Origin of the sequence: Leptospira biflexa serovar Patoc strain 'Patoc 1 (Paris)' (genome assembly GCF_000017685.1) — a bacterium.
Lineage (GTDB): Bacteria > Spirochaetota > Leptospiria > Leptospirales > Leptospiraceae > Leptospira_A > Leptospira_A biflexa.
The window spans coordinates 2,120,221-2,137,607 of the sequence record NC_010602.1; the positions used below are offsets into that span (position 1 = coordinate 2,120,221).

Below are 17,387 nucleotides of genomic sequence, written 5' to 3' on the forward strand. Positions count from 1 at the left end.
TACTTCATTCCATTCTTCTTTTCAGAGAGTATTAATTCTTATATTTTTTCAAATACCAATCGATGGTTTTGACAATTCCAGTTTCAAATGTTTCTTCCGGAATCCAATTCAGATCTTTTTTCATTTTAGTTGCATCAATCGCATAACGTTTATCATGCCCAGGCCTATCGGACACATACATAATGAGTTCCGAATATGATTTTCCGTTTCCTCTTGGGATTACTTTATCTAAATGATTACAAATGACATTCACAACTTGGTTGTTTGTAAGTTCATTGTTTCCACCGATATTGTATGTCTCACCAAGTTTACCATATAAAATCACCTTTTCTATTCCTTTGACATGATCCATGACAAAAAGCCAGTCTCGTATATTCATTCCCGTTCCATAAATCGGAATGTTCTTGTCCTCTAGTGCGTTTCTAATAATGGTAGGGATCAATTTTTCATTATGTTGTTTTGGTCCATAATTATTGGAACAATTAGTAATGATCATCGGCAAACCATAGGTATGATAATAACTTCTTACAATATGATCTGATGAAGCCTTACTTGCGCTATATGGTGAATTTGGTTGATAAGGTGAGTCTTCTGTGAAAAACCCAGATTCACCTAAAGAACCAAAAACTTCATCTGTCGATATATGAATGAATTTAGCCGCCTCAAATCCTGGTTTTCGTTGGAACGGAGCCGAGAACCAAGTTGAATAGGCCGTCTGCAAAAGCTGAAACGTTCCAATCACATTAGTTTCTAAAAAGATCTTTGGATTTATTATGGAATTATCGACATGACTTTCCGCAGCAAAATGAACAACCAAATCAAACTTGTATGTTTCAAACAATGAGCCGACGAGTTCTGCATCACATATATCACCATTTACAAATGTATGTCGTTTTTCGGAAATAATAGAACTTAAGTTATCCAGATTCCCTGCATACGTAATTTTATCCAAACTGACAACATGAACATGGGGATGTGTTTCCAAAAAGTAAGGAACAAAATTGGATCCAATGAATCCGGCACTCCCTGTCACCAAAACATTCTTGAATTCCATTTATCTCATCACCGAATTCACAATTTCTTGCAGATAGACACCGTACTGATTTTTTTGATTCAGTGTCGCATGTTTTTTTAAAGTTTCCAAACCGATAAAACCTTTACGAAATGCGATTTCTTCTAAACAGGCAATTTTCAAACCTTGTCTTTTTTCAATCACCTCAATGAAATTAGATGCTTCCAACAAACTATCGTAAGTTCCTGTGTCGAGCCAAGCGTACCCCCGCCCCAAAAGTTTACATTTAAGTCGCGATTGTTCTAAATACAATTGGTTGAGAGATGTGATCTCTAGCTCCCCTCTTGGCGATGGAACTACATGTTTTGCCAGTTTGATTACATCCTGCGGATAAAAATACAAACCAACTACAGCGACATTACTTTTAGGCTTCAGAGGTTTTTCTTCTATTGACAAAACATTCATTTCAGAATCCAATTCTGCAACCCCATATCGTTCTGGATCCTTTACCGTATATCCGTATACGACTGCTTTTTGGGACTCTTTTACTTCCAAAATAGTATCAGATAACATCTGAATCAAACCGTCTCCGTAAAAGATATTATCACCTAATACGAGGCATGCGTCATCATTGCCTATAAAATCTTCTCCTAATAAAAAAGCTTGCGCTAGACCATCTGGAGAAGGTTGTATTATGTATTGAATTTTTAAGCCTAAATCGCTTCCATCCCCAAAAAGATCCTCGAATCGTTTCGTATCATTCGGAGTGGATATAATCAATATTTCCCTGATCCCTGCAAGCATGAGGACAGACAATGGATAATAGATCATCGGTTTGTCATACACGGGGAGTAGTTGTTTAACGACTCCCCTGGTGAGTGGATACAATCTTGTTCCAGACCCGCCTGCCAAAATAATCCCTTTCAACCCAAACCCTCCACACTTTCCCCTAACTTTTCCACTTCCGCACGAAGTTCCTCATATTCCCTTTTTTTGATTTCATAAAAATGAAGGGTCATTCTAGCCTTTTCTTCGATGCCTTGTGGTGTGAGTAAATAGGTATACGCGAGTTTATTTTTATTGTTACGAAAGTTATTCATCTTGATAAGGCCTTTGTCTAAAAAGGCTTTCAAAATATAATTCACCTTACCGAGACTTAGTCCGAGAACATCGGATGCATCCCTTTGTGATAAATGGGGATTCTCTTCTAAAAGCTGGAGAAGCTTCAGGTGATGGTCGTTGTATTGGAAATTTTCTTTCATCAGTGATGAGAAACCGAATTTAGGAACCTTAGTTGGCGCCTAGCGTGGCAGTGAAGATCCCCAGGCATAGCTTCGCCCCCTGAGTCCCATTCTTTGTCAAAATGTGTTCATCTTATGAACAAGGTCAAGTAAAATTGTTCAGCTCTTGAACACAAAGAAGTGGATTTCCGCTAAAATCAAGTGGACGATGGATCGATTGCGTCCAGCATCTCCATTACAGATGTATAGGAAGGAAATAGACGGTCTTCGGGCCATCGCAATCATCGCAGTCATTCTCAATCATATCAAACATGAAATGAGTCCGAACGGTTATTTGGGTGTCGATTTATTCTTTGTCATTTCAGGTTATGTCATCACCAAATCACTTTTAGAAAAGGAAACCACCTCTTTCGTTTCCTTTCTCAAACAATTTTGGACAAGAAGAGTCAAACGACTGTTACCTGCTCTCCTCTTCACAGTGGTGGTTTCCGTCACGATCACCTTTCTTTTCTCTTCGCACGAATCCCACCATACAACCATGAGCATCGAAACAGGATTATTTTCCCTTATTGGAATGGGTAACTTATTCCTCGCAAACATGGCGACCGATTATTTTAGTACAACAGCAGAGCTCAATGCATTCACACACACATGGTCACTTGGAGTGGAGGAACAATTTTATCTCTTTTTTCCTATTTTGTTTTGGCTTTTTTTTCACCAAAAAAAACGAGTGATCCCTTTTTTCATCATACTCTCAGCACTCACGTTACTATCGATCTTTGTTTATCGCAATAACTTTGATAAACAACCAATCAAAGCATTTTACTTTGTGCACAATCGTTTTTGGGAATTGAGTTTAGGATCTCTTGTCTTTTTGATTTGTGATGCATTGCAAAACAATTCAAATCAAATTCGAAAACTCTATCAACTGACGGCAAACGTTGTTTTACCTGTCTGCCTTGTCAGTCTTTTATACTTTTTATTGAATCCAAATGCAAAAACTCATCCATCAATCAATGATACACTTCTTGTTTCCCTTTTAACATCTGCCATTTTGTTATTCTCACATGAAACAAATAAGGTCATTGGATTTTTACAATGGAAACCTCTTCAATGGATTGGACTATTATCTTATTCTTTGTATCTTTGGCACTGGCCTGTCATCACCTTCTTTCGATGGACCTATGGTATCACCACAACATTGATTCCACTGATTCTTTTCTTATGTTTTGCTTTCGCGATGATTTCCTATTATTGGATAGAAACTCCAGCTAGAAAAAAGGAATGGAAATGGAAACATTGGAATGCAAACGGAAGATTTTCTCCCGTTTCTATAGGAATCTCAAGCTCAATCATACTCATTCTTTTAATTCGATTAGGGTTGTATCCATTTTATTTAAATGGTAAATTCTTTCTTGGTGAAACAGCCAATTTAGAATCGAAAGGAGTCCATAACCTTCTCCAGCCCGTTTCCTTTGGCGAAGAAATTTGGGATCCCAATCAATGCGTACTCGTAAACAATAAAGATCTGTCGAAACAAATATCGATGAAAACATGCACTTTGGGGAAAAAGTTCAATCACAAACGAAATTCTTTGGTCATTGGAAATTCTTATAGCGTTGCCATGGCACCAATGTTCCAATCGTTGATCGAATCAAACTCTTCTGTAACGATTACCTCGTCCTTAGGAAGCGCACCTACACCGAACCTATCCTTTACAAGCAAATGGGAAAACACGAGCCATTACTATTGGGATCAATTGATTCCAGAACTGATCAAAGAATTAAAGCCAAATGACCATGTGATTATGGTTTTTGATATCAATGGCCTCACGGATGAAGTTGAAAATATAAAATTGTTTCAGGTTGAACTCAACAATTTCATTAGTCAATTGAAAGCAAAAAAAATCAATCTCATCTTACAACATACGATTCCGTTTATGAGAGATTCAAACTGTACGCCCGACATGGCGATCAAACAATGGTGGCACTTTCACTTAGATCCTCCTTGCCACTATTTCTCCAAAGAAGAGACGATATTCAAAAGAAAACCACTCACTACGGCTCTCCAAGAACTACAAAATCGGCATTCCAATTTTTATGTTTTGGATCTATTGGATGTTTTTTGCCCAGATACAGTGTGTCGATTCCAACATCCCAATGGACAATTTTTATACCGTGATGAATTTTCTCACCCAAGTAAGGAAGCAAGTAAACTGGCAAAAGGAACCCTTTTGAAACTTGTAGAATCGATCAAAGAATGACCAGGTTCAAACCAGAATCCAATTGACCAAAACAGCTTTTTGTAAGATACCTACCTCAATGAAGCCTAAAACACATACGATCCCTTATGACTTTCTCATCAAACTTGTAAGTCTCGCGAAAGGCCTCGTATTCCATTCCATTGAAGAAAACTTTCCTGAAAATGAAGAGTTGGAAGCGCCATACCCATCCGCCCTACTATGCAATCATGTATCCGAAGCAGACGTTGTTTCCCTCTCCATGGTCTATCCAAGACTCAATCCAAAAATCAAAATGATCATTCCTGCAAGAGAAGACATTTTAAAACGTGGATTTTTACAGAAAGAATTTCGTGCCAAAGGATTCCTCAAGTGGATTCTAAAATTCATTGATGCAACCAATATCATTCCCATTTTACTGCGATACATTGGGGCGGTTCCCATCAAACGGCCGTTCCGTGACAATGCTAGAGAACTCATTAAAAAAGGAGAACTCCGCGACAAAGTGGATAGTGAATGGACTGATCTTGTGGCCCATATTCGAAAAGGACGTAATTTGTTTATGTTTCCAGAAGGAACCTATAACCATGATGGTTTTTTAAACCAAGTCAAACGAGGTGCCTACTACATCAAATCCAAAATTGACAAACTTCACTTCAATAGTTTTACATTAACCTATGATCACTTATCATACAAAAAAACTAAACTTTATATCAAATATGGTAAACCTTTTGAAATACCAAATGATATGCCGGCTGACCAAGTGGTCAAACTGGTTGCTGAAACATTGGGGAAACATTATACAGTCACTCTTGGAAATTTAACATCCTTCGTATTATTAAAATTGGGAACGGAAACAAAAATTAAAAAACAACAATTGGTTCAATTATTATCCCAGTTCAAACTCCATTTGGAAAAACAATTTCCTGAAATCACGATTGCCTCCGAATTACGCAAAGAAAACTTCCAATCACAATTGGAATTGATTTTTTCAAAATTAAAAAAGGTAAATTTTATCGATTGGGAAGATGAAGTGATCAAAACTAAAGAAATTTTGTATCATATCCCAAAATCGCTCCACAATTTAAAAAAATCAAATATCGTCTTGTACCATAAAAACCAACTCACAGCGCACTTAACAAAATTAGAACAAATTTGGAACCAACTGGCAATGGAAACAGGAGTCAAAACATGAAACACTTCACACCAATTCGGATCCTACTTTTTTCCACCTTATTTTTATTAGGTTGTGGTACCATATCGAGAGGTTGTGCCAAGTACTTTGGTTACGATGAAGTTTGTGTGGACGGGGTCAAATACATCCAATTCACATCGGGAGCGAGTGTGAAATACAACCCTGATGGCAGTATTGCCACTTGCCGTTAGTTCCAATGCAAATGTGTACGACAATCGTCATTTTTATGAATTAATTTCTGTTCCTCGTTACTTCCCATAGTAAAATCGAACCTGCGCAAGAGACGTTCAGGGAGTTGACAACTCCCAACATAGGGATTTTGACGATACGGTCACAGATAGATTGTAGTTGTACGCTCATTCCTTTTTTTTCATTACCAAGAATGAGTAAAATTGGTGTTTGGATGGATACTTCTCTTAGATTTGAATCACCACTTGAATCGCTACCGACTACAACAAGCCCATTCCGTTTTTTCTCCATTTGGACAAATCTTACGAGTGATTCAAATTCATTCACAAACACAAGTTTGGTGTGAAATAGTGTTCCTAAACTGGAACGGATGACCTTCGGATCATACACATCAATTGAATGTCCAATGACAAAAACACAATCCACTTGGAATGCATCAGCAGAACGTAATAAAGATCCGAAATTCCCTAAATCACTGGGCCTATCAAAAAGTAGGTAGAATGGTTTGTTTTGGTTTGATTGCTGTTCCGTTTTTTTGGATTGAATCGTTAACTCTGATTCCTTAATTTTTGCCGTAATGAGTAATTCGGATGGTGTTTCCTTTTCCGAAAGTTCCAAATACAATTCTTCTTTCACTTCAAACTGTTTTGCTTCTTTGTGGAGGGATAAAACTTCTTTTGCCCAACTAGATAAGGGAACATTCTCGCGGTAAAGGATCCGCGTGACCTTCCACCGAGCGGCGAGTAATTGCTTGATGGGCTCTGTTCCTTCTACAAAAACTTCCTTCTCTTGGCTTCGTTTGGTGCGATTCGTCCGGAGGGCCGAAATGATTTGGAATTCAGCATTCCGGACAGAAACTTTCAGTGCTTTCATGGGAACCGAATCAGATTTGTTTCCCATGAAACTGGGTGAGTTTCGAAGTGCAAATTAGCCAATCGAAACAGCAAGCCTTGTCCCTTGGTCAATAGCTCGTTTGGCATCTAGTTCGGAAGCAAGGTCGGCACCACCAATTAAGTGCACAGGGATTTTGGCTTTCTGTAAAGGTTCCAAAAGTGCCCGGTTCGGGTCTTGGCCTGCGCAGACAACCACTGTATCACAAGGGATTTTTTTTGTTTCCCCTTTCACCTCGATGACAACTCCATCTGACTCAATTGCTTTATACGTCACACCGGAGATTTGGTTCACCTTACGGTCTTCCAAAGAGGTTTTATGGATCCAACCTGTGGTTTTACCAAGTGTGGCTCCAAATTTACTATTCGAACGTTTTAACATGGTAACATCTCTTACACCCGTTGGCGTTTCTTTGGAACCAAGGCCACCGTTCTTTTCGATGGAGGTTTGGATCCCCCATTCCTTTAAGTAATTTTCTGTGGTAAATGCATGGCCTGGATCTGTAAGCAAAATACTCACATCAAATCCGATTCCACCTGCTCCCATGACGACTGCCCTTTTTCCAACTGGTTTGCCTTTTAATACAACGTCCACATAACTCAGAACATTCGGTCCATTGATCCCTGGAATTTCAGGAATCCTGGGAATGACTCCTGTTGCAAGTACGACTTCTTCAAAACCTTCTGCGATCAAATCTTCACTCGATACATAAGTATTCAGTTTCACATTCACTTTGAATTTTTTTAACATCGTATCAAAATAGCGAATGGTTTCTTTAAACTCTTCTTTACCAGGAATTCGTCTGGCAATGTTCAATTGACCACCTAATTCGGATTGCGCATCAAACAATGTGACGGAATGCCCACGTTCCGCAAGAGTTTTGGCACAAGACATCCCACCAGGCCCAGCTCCCACTACGGCAACTTTTTTTACATTTTTTGTTTGGGTGATGACAAGTTCCGTTTCATGGCAAGCTCTAGGGTTCACCAAACAACTTGCGGTTTTTCCTTGGAAAATATGATCAAGGCATGCTTGGTTACAAGCGATACAAGTGTTGATCTCTTCTGGTTTACCAGCTTTCGCTTTTTCCACAAAAAAGGAATCCGCAAGGAAAGGACGTGCCATAGAAACCAAATCGGCATCACCACGTGAAAGAACCTCTTCCGCAACTTCAGGAGTATTGATCCGGTTAGAAGTAACTAAGGGAATGTTGACATGTCCCTTCACTTTTGCTGTGACCCAAGTAAAAGCAGCTCTTGGTACCATCATGGCGATGGTTGGAATCCTTGCTTCATGCCAACCAATCCCTGTGTTGATGATGGTTGCTCCCGCTTTTTCAATTTCTTTTGCCAAGTGAAGGACTTCGTCTATATTTCCACCTTCCTCCACTAAGTCTAACATTGACAGACGGTAGATGATGATAAAGTCTGTACCTAATTTTTTTCGAACAGCCTTGATGATTTCAATTGGGAACTTAATTCGATTTTCAAAACTCCCTCCCCAATCATCGATTCGGTTGTTTGTCCTTTTGGCAATGAATTGGTTGATGAGGTAACCTTCGCTCCCCATAATTTCAACCCCATCATATCCAGCTAACTTTGCTAATTCGGAGCAGCGTACAAAATCTTCAATGGTTTTCCAAATTTCCTCTTCTGTGAGAGGGTGTGGTTTGAACATATTGATAGGTGCTCGGACATTGGATGCCCCAACAATTTTATCATGATACCCATACCTTCCTGTATGTAGGATTTGCATGGCAATTTTTCCACCTTCTTTATGGACAGCTTCCGTGACCACTCGGTGGTGGAGAGCCTCCTCTTCCGTGTCCATCACACTACCACCCTTTGCCACACGCCCTGCTTCATTCGGAGCAATGCCTCCTGTGACAATGAGTGCGACACCACCCTTCGCTCTTTCCCCGTAAAATGCGGCCATCCGATCGTAACCATTCGGAGCTTCCTCTAAACCAGTGTGCATGGAACCCATGATGGTTCGGTTTTTGAGTGTGGTGAATCCAAGAGATAAGGGAGAAAGTAATGTGGGATATGCTGTCATAAAGACCCAAGTGTAGAAATTCAGGGAATTTGGCAAGATTTACTTGCAATCTAATAAAGAACGGATATAACTTTGTCCTGTGGAAATTCTCACGGAGAAAAAAAATGGAAAGAAGGGAATCCTCTTTGTAGATGATGAATCCATCATTTTACTCAGTATGAAATCCCAAGTAAAACACCATTTTGGAGAAAAATTTAAGTATCTAACTGCCGAAAATGCAAAAGAAGCATGGGATCTGATTTTAGAATTTGAAGAAGAAGGAAATTCAGTTGCTGTCATCATTTCTGATTGGGCCATGCCTGGAATGAATGGGGATGAATTTTTACGCAAAGTTCACAAAAGGTTTCCTTCGATTGAAAAAGTCATCATCACTGGATTTGCAGATGAAATATTACTGGAAGCCTTAGAAAAAGAAATTGGGCTCATCACTTGTTTGAAAAAACCTTGGGACGAAAAGGAACTGATCACCGCCATCTCACAGGCCATCGAAGTTTAATTCCCTTTTGGCAAGTAAATCAAAAAAATAGTTTCACCAGGTTTGGAAGTAAGTTCAATCCTTCCCGCATGCCGTTTCACAATTTTATTCACAATATCCAGACCAAGCCCACTTCCTTCTCCCGGAGGTTTTGTTGTGAAAAAAGGTTCAAAGATTTTGGAACGAATGTCTGGGTTTATACCTGGACCTGAGTCTTGTAAGGAAACAAGGACTTCTTCCCCACAATCTTTGATCGTGATCACAAGTTTTCCTGTGAAGGACATCGCTTGTAAAGAATTATAAATCAAATTGGTCCAAACATGTAATAGATCATCCGGATAACAATCAATTGGTGGCACTTCATCATAATTTTTGATGAGAGTGATTCCTCTTTTTAATTGATTTTGATAAATGGTTAAAACGGTTTCAATTGTTTCCTGAAGGGATGCTTTGATCTTTTTCCCTGTGGAATCAAAATGGGAAAAGTTTTTTAAAGCATACATGATTTTTGATACACGATCCACAGCAAGTTGGATCGACCGAGTGTTTCGTCTAAATTGGATTTCCAATTCTAAATAATCTAAAAATACTCGAAGATAATGAGACCGAAAGAGAGGTAAATATCTGTCTTCCAATTCTCCAATTCCTAATTCCACCCAAGCTTCTGCAAACTCATCTGCATCCTGAAGGCTACATCCATATTGGATGAGGATCTCTTTGTTTTTCTTTTTCCGAAATCGTTCTTCCTTGCCAGTATAAAACTCAATCGGTTGGTCTAAATTGGATAAAATTGTTTTTAAAATGACTTGTTCTTCCCGAGGAACATTCAATATCGCTTCACGAAACAACTGTGAGGCGATTCCGTATCGTTTTTGCCAATCCATCATATTTTGATTGGAAGCTTTGACAGCTCCAATAGGATTATTGATTTCATGCGCAATCCCCGCAATCAGTTGCCCCAGGGCAGCCAATTTCTCTGATTGGACCAATTGTTCTTGCGTACGTTTTAAATTTTCAAACGCCATCTCCAGCTCAATTTTTTGTTTTTCAATGAGTTTGTTTTTTTCTCTGATTTCAGAATTGATTTGGCGGAGTTCTTCTACTTCTTTTAAGGGACTCAAATCAAAAATACTGTATGCAATGGAATTGGATTGTTTGTATTTAAATCGTTTGATGGAAATAAGTGCAGGGAATACTTCCCCATTTTTTCGTTTGCATAGTATTTCAATGGAATCACTCGAATGATCGGCAATTTTTTCACGAATTTTTTGGAGTGAATCTGGTGTGAGCAGTGAACGAATCTTTAAATTCTTTGTATCCTCAGGTGCATAACCGAATAAGTTTTGAAACGCAAAATTGGAATCCTTTGCTCGTAGAGAATTTTCATCGAAAATCAAAAATGCTTCAGTGGAAAATTGATAAAAAGCACGAAACCTTTCATCGGAAGTGCGTAAGGCCTCTTCTGCAATTTTGGCATCGGTGACATCTAAGATCGTTCCCATCAATCGAAACGGGTTGCCATCTTTGTCTCTTAGTAAATTCCCTCTAGATTCAACCCAGCGTGTACTTCCATCCTTATGAAAAATTCTATGTTGGATGATGTAACCTGATCTTGTTGGATCCTCTTTTAAACGTTGCACTTCCTCTGAAACTTTTTTTAAGTCATCTTCATTGTTCAACTTTAAATACGATTCAATGGTGATCTCTTCCAAATTAGGATCCAATCCATAAATCTCATAGGTTTGAGGTGACCAGTAAATGATCCTTCGTTCAATGTCCCAACTCCATATCCCCATTTTAACTGCATCAAGAGACATGAGAAGTCTTGATTCCGATTCTTTGAGTGCTAAATTGGCTTCAATCTGGTCTGTTCGATTGATCATAGCACCAAACATTCGATAGGCGACTCCATCTTGATCATATAAAAAAATACCGTTGTCTTCGATATAAACATAGTTTCCGTCTTTTCTTCGGTATCGATATTCACAGGAAAACTTTGTTTTATTGGCCATCGACTCATCAAATTGTTGGATGGTTTTTTCTTTGTCTTCGGGGTGGATGAGAACCATCCAAGCTTCATAACCAATGGCATTGTATTCTTCGGGTGTATATCCAGTGATTTCGTAGATCGCTCCTGCCCAATGGTTCACTCCTGTTGCGATCTCTAAATCATAAACCATACTCAAAGAAAGTTCAGTGATGGTGCGGTACTTTGCCTCGCTATCTTCTAATGCCTTTTGTTTTAAAACATTTTCCGTGATATCGGTGATGAGAAACACAAGGGAACGGATTTCACCTGCTTCATTGAAAACGGGTGAACCATTGATAGATAAATACTTTTTAGTGCCTTTCGAATCCTCTATGGCATGCCGAATGTCTGTGACAGGTTGTTTGGTTTTCAGTATGACATTAAACGGTTGGTCTTCTTCTCGCCAAGGCCCACCATCGAGAGAGGTATTTTTCCATTGGGGCGCATCATACGTCCTCGAAAGGATGTCATTCAATTTGATCCCAAGGACCAATTCGGAGGCAGGATTGGCGTAGAGGATTTGTCCTTGTGGGTTGAGTAAGACGATGGCAGTGGAACTGACATCCATGATCGTTTTCAAAAGATCTGCTTCGACATTCAAATGATCGTCTGTCGAAGCTGTTATTTGAGGCAATGATCCTTCCTGAGAAGACTGCATAGTATCCACTATGCAGTATACTTAAGATTTATGCGAATTCAATTTTACTGCTTCCATTTTTTGGTAAATTTTCAAAGGGAAAAATAAAAATCGGTCCAAGATTTGGATGAAACGAAATAAAAAGGAAGGGAAAACCTCTTTTTTGTCGCTTAAGATTCCTTTCACAATTTGTTTTGCTACTGTTTCGGCCGTTTGGCTTGGAAACGGAATAGGGACTTTTTTCCCTGCAGAGTCAAAAAATTGTGTCCTAGTCGCAATCGGGTACACGATCATCGTTCGATTTCCAGGTCTCAATTCACATTGGTAGGCATCAAGAAAGGACCGAACGGCTGCTTTCGTTGCCGAATACATGGCATATCCTGGCAGTGGCAAGTGACTCATGGCAGAGGCAGTCACGACAAAAAGACAAGGAGTGGTCCTTTGCCTGTTCAAAGTCACAAGGGTATATAATGGAGAAAATACATTGGTTCGAAAGATACGATCGATTCGATCCCAATTGGCATCAGGAATGATTTCGTAATAAGCAAATCCTGCGTTGGCAAAAAAGATATCAATGCCACCCAATTTTTTATCTGCATCCTTTATCAGTTTATCTAAGGATTCTGGTTTCGATACATCACATTTATACGGAATTACATTGGGATGAGAAACCACATTTTTTTCGTTTAAGTCACAAGCTAAAATTTTTACATTCCCATGTTTTAACATCTGTAAGACGGTTTCTTTTCCAATACCAGAACCTGCTCCAGTGACTACGATACGTTTATTTTTTAATTCCATTGTTGAAACCTAACGAACTGGACTTCTGTTGAAAGTTTTTTTTAATAAGATATCTAACTTTTTTCCTAATTCAGGAAAAATCTCTTTACGAAGCTAGTATCTTCTCCTATCTATTGTCTTCCTTGGGGATCACAATGAGTCGATTCTTTGATCAATTATTCAAATTTTTACACCGGTTCATTTCTTACAGTTTTGCGATCGTCTTCTTTTCATTACAAGGTGCCTTCTTTGGTGCTTTTTATGCTTACTTTTTTGGATCGGCACTCATTCCTGATTTTTCCATCGAGAACCACCCAGAGGTTGTGTACGTTTTTGTTTTTGCGACTCTCCTTGCAGCGATAGGGCATAGCATCGAATTTGGAATCCTGACCCCACTCGGTTACGGAGGGTTTCGAAATGACTTAAGAAAACTCAATTCATTTCTGAAACCAAATGAAACCATACGCCATAAAGACATCCTTGAATTAGAAAATAATCTAAACACACTCATCCACCTTCCCAAGGAAAATATGTATGCTGCCATTCGTTATGCGGTCATGGTATTTTTTTCCGTTTCGATTACACATCTCATTTGTAGACATCCTCTTTATGAACTTCTTTTGGTTTCAGTTGGATGGCTTTCTGCGGTTTTTGTCTACGGAGGATTTTCCTACATCATTTCTGATTATTTTACAGGAAACAAACGTGTTGAGATCAAAAAAATATTGGCATACCGAGATGTTTCTGTTCACAAGAACTATGGAATCTTAAGCCTAAAAGGAAAGTTTATCTTTTTACTTATCTTAATTCTTTTATCACTTACTGTTTTATCTGTATTTATTTCGTTTGGGAATGCAAGCCTTCTCAAAATCTCAGCCTTCATCGGGATGACATTTGTGGAAGCTGTGATCCTCATTTATATGTTTTTTCAATCCATAAATTTAACCTTAGAACAAATCAATGAATCCGCCAATAGCTTAGCCACAGGAGGTCGAGGTGCCCTCCCCATTCTATCCATTGATAAAGAATTCATTTTGTTTGCTGAAAACTATGAAAAGGCCACAAGAGAAGTAGGAAGGATCAGAGAAAACCTACAAGAATTAGTGGAAGCAAAAACCTCCGAACTTCGAAACAGTTTGGAGACAGTGGAAACTTTAAAAAAACAACAAGATGGTGATTATTTTTTAACGTCACTTCTCATCAAACCACTCAGTTTGAACAAAACTATTGGATCCCACGTCAAAACTGATTTTTTAATCAAACAGAAAAAAACTTTTTTATTCCATGGAAGAGAAAATGAAATTGGTGGTGATATTTGTATCGCTCGAACCATCACACTTCGAGGGAAAGATTATACTTTTTTTCTAAATGCCGATGCTATGGGTAAATCCTTACAAGGAGCCGGAGGAGTCCTTGTGCTAGGGGCTGCCGTTCAGTCCATCTTGGAAAGATCCACTGCAGTTGAATCTGTAAAATTATTGTATGCAGAACGTTGGATCAAAAACGCATACCAAGAACTCCATCATATTTTTGAAAGTTTCGACTGTTCCATGTTAGTTTCAATGGTCATGGGACTCATTGATGATGAAACGGGACTCATGTATTATTTGAATGCCGAACACCCCTGGTCTGTTTTGTATCGAAAAGGAACTGCTGAATTCATTAAAAATAATTCTGAACTTAGAAAATTGGGAACTCCATTTTCGGAAAAATCTTTGGAGATATCCACCTTACAACTCATCCCCGGGGATGTTTTGGTTCTTGGCTCCGATGGTCGGGATGATATTGAATTTGTGACTGAAACCACAGCAAGAAAGATCAATCACGATGAGGAACTTTTCCTTCGCCATGTCGAACGAGGCAATGGTGACCTAAAAGAAATTTACCAATCCATTTTACTGATGGGTGAATTGACCGATGATTTGAGTCTTATGCGAATCGCCTTCAAAGAAAATATACACCAACCGCCGAGAGCGATTCGAAAAGAATCGTATGAATTGATGCGAAAGGCAAAATCACAAATCAAATCAGAAGAATTAGAGGGTGCCAAAAATAGTCTACTCGAAGCAAACCGCATCAATCCAGAAAATCGAGAAATCCAAAGAGCCCTCATCCGACTTCTCGTTCGGATGAAAGAATACCAATTCGCCGCAGAAAAATTAAATACCTACATCGAAGAATACCCTGGGGACACCGATCTGATCTATTTAGCATCGTTCACATACAAACAAACCAAAGAATATGGAAAGGCGATTGATATGGGGGAGAGGATTCGGTTGCGTAACCCGGGCCACTTATCAAATTTAATACAACTTGTACAATTGTACCTCACAATCGGCAATTTGCCCAAAGCCGAAAAAACGCTACAACTAACATTCCTTATTCCCTCCGACACCAATCGCATCGAACAACTCAAATCACAAATCGAAACTTTCCGACAGAAAATTGTTGATGAAATTCCGTCATAAGTAGTTTCATAGAAATCGACCGTTTAGCATCGATTTTATGACACATATCAAATATTGGCCGATTCCACTGATTTTATGTGTCCCTATTCTCTATTCATGCCAAAACTCTGACTTATCCAACGTCTGTGATCCCAAATCCGATTTATACATAGAGAGTTTCCTGTTACGATTTGTTAATTTTGACGAAACACCACACTGTGGTGTTGTCCTAAGAGTTGACCCACCCACTTACCTAATCTGTCCAGCACTTGACCCAAAACTGAATGGGAGTTTTTTTGTGGAATCTTTTGTAACGGATGGTAACCGTCTGAGTTTTTCTAGTAACCCACCTCTCCCTTCTGGAGTGAATTTTTCTTTTTTCGGGGCTTCTTTAGAAGGAACATATACTGGTTGGAAGGCAAATCCAACCGAGTACACCATCACAGCGAGTAATCCGAAAGGAAGTGCTAGTTGTAGCTACAAACCAGCTTGGATGGGAAAACCTCCACTCAAAACCAATATCACAACTTGTTATGACGCAGCAGGAAACCAAGATCCAACTTGCACTTCTGTTCCAGGCCAAGATGGACAGTTACAAAAAGGAACAAATACAAGTTATGTGGGCCCATCACTTGTTTCCGGAGTTGAAATCACATCGGATATAGCGACTGGACTCGTTTGGACAAGTTGCATCCGAGGTAGGACTGGCATCGGTTGCTCGACAGTGGGATCCATCACTTTTACGTATGCTGCTGCGCAGACCGAATGTACAAGCTTAAACTCTGGTTCGGGATTTGCAGACCGAACGGATTGGCGTGTTCCGGAAATTGAGGAATACATTAGCACCTTCGATCATTCAACAGAAAGCCCTTCAATCAATGCAACGTATTTTCCACAAACAGAAAGTTTCAATTATAAATCAAACACATCGAATGCGGCAAGTACGGGAGCTTTTTATCCAACCTTCATCCAATCTTCGATAGGATTTGGGAACTATACTGACGGCCACCATCTGCGATGTGTTGCCACTCCCAAACATCCATTTACCAAACGTTTGGTGGACCAATTGGACGGTACCATTTTGGATTTGGACACATCCCTTGTTTGGCAAAAATGTACAGCGGGGCAACCGAATGTTCCCACTTGTACAGGCGGAACGGATGTTCTCAGTACATGGACAACAGCAATCAATTATTGCCAAACATTGACGCTTTCTGGCAAATCTTGGCGACTACCGAATGCGAATGAATTAAAAAGTATCATCGACTACCGTACGAATTTTGGAACTCCAGGATTTAATTCTGTTTTTTTTTCGAACACGGCATCTTCCGCTTTTTGGTCGTCAAGCCCTGTCCTTGGCACCCCTTCCACCTTAGCATATGCCGTAGATTTTGGAAGCTCGGGAGGAGGACCTGCCTTAAAAACTAGCAACGCAGTCCGCACTCGCTGTGTCACAGACTATCGTTAAAACATGACCCAACCATTGTTCTCAAAGTTTTGGATACGAATTTCTCTCTTCACTTCGGTTCTCTTACCATTCTCTTGCACAACAATTGGTTTCCACCAAACAAAAGTAAGAGAGTCCTTGTCCTATGGAGAACAAGCAACTGTGAGAGTTTGTGTCATCAAAGAAGAAGGAATTGAAGACAAGGATGTCTTTACACTTTTTGAAGCTTGGAATGAAGAACTCAGTTTTTACCAATTAAAGGCAGAACCGAGTATCCTTATGACCATGGAACGTCCAGGGTTTTATGGAACGGACATTTTAGAGTATCTGATTCTATTTAAGATGCCATCACAATGTGACCGTCTCCTGTATTTAAAAGGAAGGACTTGGGGGGATATTCTGTTTGAAGTTTTGACACTGGGGATTTTTGCAGGCGTGGGTGTGAAACTCGAAGTCCAAGGTGCTGTTGAAGCCAAAACAAATACCAAAGGATACATCAAAGCAAAATATATTTCCACCATTCAGCTTTTATTTACGAGTCCAAAATCCACTCTCATCCACGAAGGTTATCACATGCTTGGCTGTGGTCATCAACTGTTCATGAAAGAATGTTACGAAAGAATCCGAGACGTAAAACTATTGTTAACTGATCCAAACAGAGATCCCAATTTTTTTCCAAATATTAATTCCTCAGGAAGGAAAATACTCAAACGACCAATTTAGAATCCGAGACCAAACAAATGTCGACTC

The 17,387-nt window shown here is 39.4% G+C and carries 14 protein-coding genes; 7 read left to right on the plus strand and 7 right to left on the minus strand.

All coding sequences use genetic code 11. From position 1 onward, the window contains the following. Nucleotides 1-31: 31 nt before the first annotated feature. The 3 genes from rfbB to LEPBI_RS10080 are packed head-to-tail and all read right to left on the minus strand — an operon-like array spanning nucleotide 32 to nucleotide 2,274. Nucleotides 32-1,054: a dTDP-glucose 4,6-dehydratase gene (rfbB, locus tag LEPBI_RS10070; protein WP_012389011.1), complete on the minus strand. Its 1,023-nt coding sequence runs from the start codon at nucleotides 1,052-1,054 to the stop codon at nucleotides 32-34. Then, nucleotides 1,055-1,939, minus strand: coding sequence for a glucose-1-phosphate thymidylyltransferase RfbA (rfbA, locus tag LEPBI_RS10075; RefSeq protein WP_012389012.1), 885 nt, complete (start codon nucleotides 1,937-1,939; stop codon nucleotides 1,055-1,057). It lies immediately after the preceding gene. Beyond that, complete coding sequence (locus LEPBI_RS10080; protein ID WP_012389013.1) at nucleotides 1,936-2,274, minus strand: MarR family EPS-associated transcriptional regulator; 339 nt, start codon at nucleotides 2,272-2,274, stop codon at nucleotides 1,936-1,938. Before LEPBI_RS10080 ends, rfbA begins: the two co-directional genes overlap by 4 nt. A gap of 187 nt (nucleotides 2,275-2,461) precedes the next feature. Here LEPBI_RS10080 and LEPBI_RS10085 point away from each other — a divergent pair, with 187 nt between their 5' ends. From LEPBI_RS10085 to LEPBI_RS10095, 3 genes are read left to right on the plus strand one after another with little or no spacing between them, the layout of a single operon-like run. Continuing rightward, nucleotides 2,462-4,516 carry an acyltransferase family protein gene (locus tag LEPBI_RS10085; protein WP_012476303.1) on the plus strand — a complete coding sequence of 685 codons (2,055 nt, stop codon included), beginning with the start codon at nucleotides 2,462-2,464 and terminating at the stop codon, nucleotides 4,514-4,516. 58 nt (nucleotides 4,517-4,574) lie between these two features. Then, nucleotides 4,575-5,687 (plus strand): lysophospholipid acyltransferase family protein, encoded by a 1,113-nt coding sequence (locus LEPBI_RS10090; RefSeq protein WP_041769856.1) that lies wholly within the window; start codon nucleotides 4,575-4,577, stop codon nucleotides 5,685-5,687. Beyond that, nucleotides 5,684-5,878 (plus strand): hypothetical protein, encoded by a 195-nt coding sequence (locus tag LEPBI_RS10095; protein ID WP_012389016.1) that lies wholly within the window; start codon nucleotides 5,684-5,686, stop codon nucleotides 5,876-5,878. Before LEPBI_RS10090 ends, LEPBI_RS10095 begins: the two co-directional genes overlap by 4 nt. Nucleotides 5,879-5,918: 40 nt before the next feature. Here LEPBI_RS10095 and LEPBI_RS10100 read toward each other — a convergent pair whose 3' ends face one another. Together LEPBI_RS10100 and LEPBI_RS10105 are read right to left on the minus strand one after the other, a co-directional pair. After that, on the minus strand, nucleotides 5,919-6,776 hold the full coding sequence (locus LEPBI_RS10100; protein WP_012389017.1) for a TrmH family RNA methyltransferase: 858 nt from the start codon (nucleotides 6,774-6,776) through the stop codon (nucleotides 5,919-5,921). 27 nt (nucleotides 6,777-6,803) lie between these two features. Beyond that, the gene (locus LEPBI_RS10105; RefSeq protein ID WP_012389018.1) at nucleotides 6,804-8,822 is read right to left on the minus strand and encodes an oxidoreductase; all 2,019 of its coding nucleotides are present in this window, start codon (nucleotides 8,820-8,822) and stop codon (nucleotides 6,804-6,806) included. Between the two features lie 79 nt (nucleotides 8,823-8,901). On the opposite strand from LEPBI_RS10105, the gene LEPBI_RS10110 reads away from it, so the two are divergent. Beyond that, complete coding sequence (locus LEPBI_RS10110; RefSeq protein WP_012389019.1) at nucleotides 8,902-9,318, plus strand: response regulator; 417 nt, start codon at nucleotides 8,902-8,904, stop codon at nucleotides 9,316-9,318. Here the strand turns inward: LEPBI_RS10110 and LEPBI_RS10115 are convergent. Beyond that, complete coding sequence (locus tag LEPBI_RS10115) at nucleotides 9,315-11,984, minus strand: PAS domain S-box protein (RefSeq protein ID WP_012476304.1); 2,670 nt, start codon at nucleotides 11,982-11,984, stop codon at nucleotides 9,315-9,317. The genes LEPBI_RS10110 and LEPBI_RS10115 overlap by 4 nt on opposite strands. 21 nt (nucleotides 11,985-12,005) lie before the next feature. Then, nucleotides 12,006-12,764: an SDR family NAD(P)-dependent oxidoreductase gene (locus LEPBI_RS10120; protein ID WP_012389021.1), complete on the minus strand. Its 759-nt coding sequence runs from the start codon at nucleotides 12,762-12,764 to the stop codon at nucleotides 12,006-12,008. A gap of 134 nt (nucleotides 12,765-12,898) precedes the next feature. On the opposite strand from LEPBI_RS10120, the gene LEPBI_RS10125 reads away from it, so the two are divergent. The 3 genes from LEPBI_RS10125 to LEPBI_RS10135 are packed head-to-tail and all read left to right on the plus strand — an operon-like array spanning nucleotide 12,899 to nucleotide 17,360. Next, nucleotides 12,899-15,211: a PP2C family protein-serine/threonine phosphatase gene (locus LEPBI_RS10125; protein WP_012476305.1), complete on the plus strand. Its 2,313-nt coding sequence runs from the start codon at nucleotides 12,899-12,901 to the stop codon at nucleotides 15,209-15,211. 37 nt (nucleotides 15,212-15,248) lie between these two features. After that, entirely contained in the window at nucleotides 15,249-16,658 is a 1,410-nt protein-coding gene (locus tag LEPBI_RS10130; RefSeq protein WP_012389023.1) for an Lcl C-terminal domain-containing protein, read from the plus strand. 3 nt (nucleotides 16,659-16,661) lie between these two features. After that, nucleotides 16,662-17,360 carry a hypothetical protein gene (locus tag LEPBI_RS10135; RefSeq protein WP_012389024.1) on the plus strand — a complete coding sequence of 233 codons (699 nt, stop codon included), beginning with the start codon at nucleotides 16,662-16,664 and terminating at the stop codon, nucleotides 17,358-17,360. Nucleotides 17,361-17,387: the final 27 nt, after the last annotated feature.

Bases quoted from the DNA above. Each gene is read 5' to 3' on its own strand.
- rfbB (WP_012389011.1), bottom strand. From the start codon at position 1,054: ATGGAATTCAAGAATGTTTTGGTGACAGGGAGTGCCGGATTCATTGGA.
- LEPBI_RS10080 (WP_012389013.1), bottom strand. From the start codon at position 2,274: ATGAAAGAAAATTTCCAATACAACGACCATCACCTGAAGCTTCTCCAG.
- LEPBI_RS10085 (WP_012476303.1), top strand. From the start codon at position 2,462: ATGGATCGATTGCGTCCAGCATCTCCATTACAGATGTATAGGAAGGAA.
- LEPBI_RS10090 (WP_041769856.1), top strand. From the start codon at position 4,575: ATGAAGCCTAAAACACATACGATCCCTTATGACTTTCTCATCAAACTT.
- LEPBI_RS10095 (WP_012389016.1), top strand. From the start codon at position 5,684: ATGAAACACTTCACACCAATTCGGATCCTACTTTTTTCCACCTTATTT.
- LEPBI_RS10100 (WP_012389017.1), bottom strand. From the start codon at position 6,776: ATGGGAAACAAATCTGATTCGGTTCCCATGAAAGCACTGAAAGTTTCT.
- LEPBI_RS10105 (WP_012389018.1), bottom strand. From the start codon at position 8,822: ATGACAGCATATCCCACATTACTTTCTCCCTTATCTCTTGGATTCACC.
- LEPBI_RS10115 (WP_012476304.1), bottom strand. From the start codon at position 11,984: ATGCAGTCTTCTCAGGAAGGATCATTGCCTCAAATAACAGCTTCGACA.
- LEPBI_RS10120 (WP_012389021.1), bottom strand. From the start codon at position 12,764: ATGGAATTAAAAAATAAACGTATCGTAGTCACTGGAGCAGGTTCTGGT.
- LEPBI_RS10125 (WP_012476305.1), top strand. From the start codon at position 12,899: ATGAGTCGATTCTTTGATCAATTATTCAAATTTTTACACCGGTTCATT.
- LEPBI_RS10130 (WP_012389023.1), top strand. From the start codon at position 15,249: ATGACACATATCAAATATTGGCCGATTCCACTGATTTTATGTGTCCCT.
- LEPBI_RS10135 (WP_012389024.1), top strand. From the start codon at position 16,662: ATGACCCAACCATTGTTCTCAAAGTTTTGGATACGAATTTCTCTCTTC.